The organism is Microcoleus sp. MON1_C5 (assembly GCF_036701875.1).
Lineage (GTDB): Bacteria > Cyanobacteriota > Cyanobacteriia > Cyanobacteriales > Microcoleaceae > Microcoleus.
Window position 1 is genome coordinate 1 of record NZ_JAUBRN010000140.1, and the last position, 2,810, is coordinate 2,810.

General features: G+C 50.1%; 2 protein-coding genes. Both read right to left on the bottom strand.

From position 1 onward, the window contains the following. Positions 1-885 (bottom strand): calcium-binding protein (locus tag QUA71_RS28990; RefSeq protein ID WP_333290439.1); only part of this gene is annotated, 885 nt, incomplete at its 3' end. 517 nt (positions 886-1,402) lie between these two features. Continuing rightward, a partial coding sequence (locus QUA71_RS28995) for a choice-of-anchor Q domain-containing protein (RefSeq protein ID WP_333290440.1) occupies positions 1,403-2,810 on the bottom strand: 1,408 nt, incomplete at its 5' end.

The following is a 2,810-nucleotide window of genomic DNA, read 5'->3' on the forward strand; positions in this document are numbered from 1 at the left end:
TTCGCCGCTGGCAAAGTTGATAGTAACTGGCAGATTGTTAATGTAGTCTTCGCTAACAGTAGCGGTGGAAGGTGTATCTAGTTCCACTTGAACGCTGACTGCCCCCTCGCTGCTGCCAGTGCGTTGAACTGTGGCGACTATTTCGGAAGTGCCACTCTTGCCCTCGTCGGCACTGTAGCTAGAGGTGCTGAATTCTAAGATACTGGGGGTTAATGTTGAGGTAATTGGAGCGAGTGAGGTGGTGAAATTGGCGGCTGTGATACTGCTGCTGTTAATATCTTTTAAAATAGCGAGATATTCGCCTGTCACGTTATCTCGCACGATCGTATCTCTGGCAAAATCCCCTGTTCCTTGAGAGATATTCAAGTCTTGAAATTCCAAGCCTCTATCGAGTCCTATTAAGTCTGTACCCAGGCTAAAGTCGGTAATCAAGTCCGCATTGGCAAGAGTAGAACTGCCGGTATTAACCGAATTATTTTGTACTCGGCTGATGACAAAAATGTCGTCACCATCGCCACCGCTTAAAGTATCGGCACCGCTATCTCCAAATAGGACATCATTGCCTTCATTTCCAGATAGCAAATCATTTTCTTTGCCGCCGCGGACAACATCGTTTCCCTGCCCTCCTTCGAGGGTATCATTACCGTTATCGCCAAACACCCAATCCTCGTTTGCGTCGCCTTGAATGAGGTCACTGTCTTTGCCGCCGTAGAGGGTATCATTGGCTTGGTTGCCCAAGATGTAGTCCTTACCTTGGTTGCCAAAGATTTGATCGTCCCCTTCTGCACCAAACAGGGTATCATCGCCTTGTTTGCCAAAGAGCGAGTTACTTCCAGGAAAGCCAATTAAAACATCGTTGTTGGGGGTACCTTCGAGTGTAGCCATTTTTTTTGATAGATGGTAAGTGATGGTTGTGGCTCTAGCGCGGATCTCGCGGGTTAGGGGTAGCAATCGCGATTTTCATCGCGCGTAGTGCGATATTGCTTCTTAGAATCTATGACGCTGCAAACTTTATTAAGTTTCGCAGTTGGGCTGCCCAAAGCAAGTGCGTAGGCTTTGCTATCTACTACTGTTTTGTTTAGCTATTAAACTGGTTTCATTGAGCCCGCGTCAAGGCGCGAACGAGCAACTTTACGTCATCCTATCGGTTGGCGATCGATAATAAACAAAATTTATTGTCTGGCGCGCTTAAAAAAAATCAGAGCGAGTTCGCGGCTGCAACGAAATTTCAAGCGTTAGTCCGCCTTCTGCACCACGTTGACAGGGCACACTGGTGTCACCCCACCCTACTAAATCTTAATTCTCGATCGCCCCCAAAGCGCACAGGGTTGCTTTCGGTGCCTGAGTTATGCCGTCACTCTTAAGTTGACAGCTCTCAACATTGCAACGCATCCTACAGGTGTTAAGAAACCAGAGGAGACTCGAAAGCGCCGATGTCAATAATTCCCCCGCTAACGCGATTAAAAGGAGAGATACCCCGCTGGTCGTAGAAGGGAGGACCGATAAAAGGTCCAGAGGTTAAAACAAAAGCTGGGTCGCCACCATTAATAGCGGGACTACCCGGTTGCAATGCCCGAGTCTGAGTCGGGCCGCCGTTATTTGTCAGCGGGTTTAGTAGAGGGTCAATAGGTGCAGCAGCAGTGCCAACTCGATCGCCGACAGCAGTAAAACCATTGCTGCCAGTACCGTCGCCAATTAAGTTGTAGCCACCGCTGGCGAAGCTGCCGAAAACGTCAGGGCCAGTGGCCGCAGTGTTCTGAGCGACGATAGTATTTTTGACATTCAACGTGCCGCCGTTCCATATACCACCGCCACTTCCAGGGACAGGTATAGTGATGATAAGAAAGGGGTCGGTGGTCGAGGGGTTTGCTATGTTGCCCGAGAGAGTGCTGTTGGTCAGCGTTACCGTGCCAGCTTGGTTATAGATGCCAGCACCGCTGCCACCTGGCTTGGTTGCTTGGTTTCCAGAGAGAGTGCTGTTGGTTACCTCTACTGTGCCGTTATCGTTATAAATGCCACCACCAAACCCAAAAAAACCACCCACTGTGTTACCAGAAAGAGTGCTGTTCGTCACTTTGACTGTGCCACCCTCACGGTTATGAATGCCGCCACCACGGCCACCGCCCGCATCGTTGCCAGAAACAGTGCTGTTTGTCACCTCCACAGTACCGCCTTGGTTAAAGATGGCACCACCATCTACTGATTCCGGAGACCCTCCGGTAACTCGGATTCCAAAGTTGCCAGAGAAAGTGCTGTTTACTACTTTGACTGTGCCTGGGCCATTGTTAAAGATGCCACCGCCATCGCTAGCCCTGTTGCCTGAGAAAGTGCCGTTCGTCACGTTTACTGTGCCGCTATTGTTTGAGATGGCACCGCCTCTGCTTGGTCCGGCTGTTCCGGGGGCTGAGTAGCCACTGTTGCCTGAGAAAATGCTGTTAGTCACATTTACTGTGCCGCCCTCATTGTGGATGCCACCACCACTGGCGATGGGCTCGGAGAACATTAAGAAACGGCCAAAACGGTTGCTAGAGAAAGTGCTGTTGGTCGCATTTACTGTGCCGCCATTGTTGTAGATACCGGCGCCCTGGTCAGGTGTAAAACAATCTGTGATCGTTAATCCGTTACTCAGATTGACTGTGCCACCGTCGTTATAGATACCGCGGCCCCCAAAACCATTGATCGTGAATCCGTCAAAAGTCGCACTGACTCCACTGTTTACCTTGAAAAGGTTCCCCCGCCGCACTGTCAGGTTGCTAGAACCAGTGCTATTAGTAATAGTGACATCGCCGCTAATCTCAGGCAATACTCCT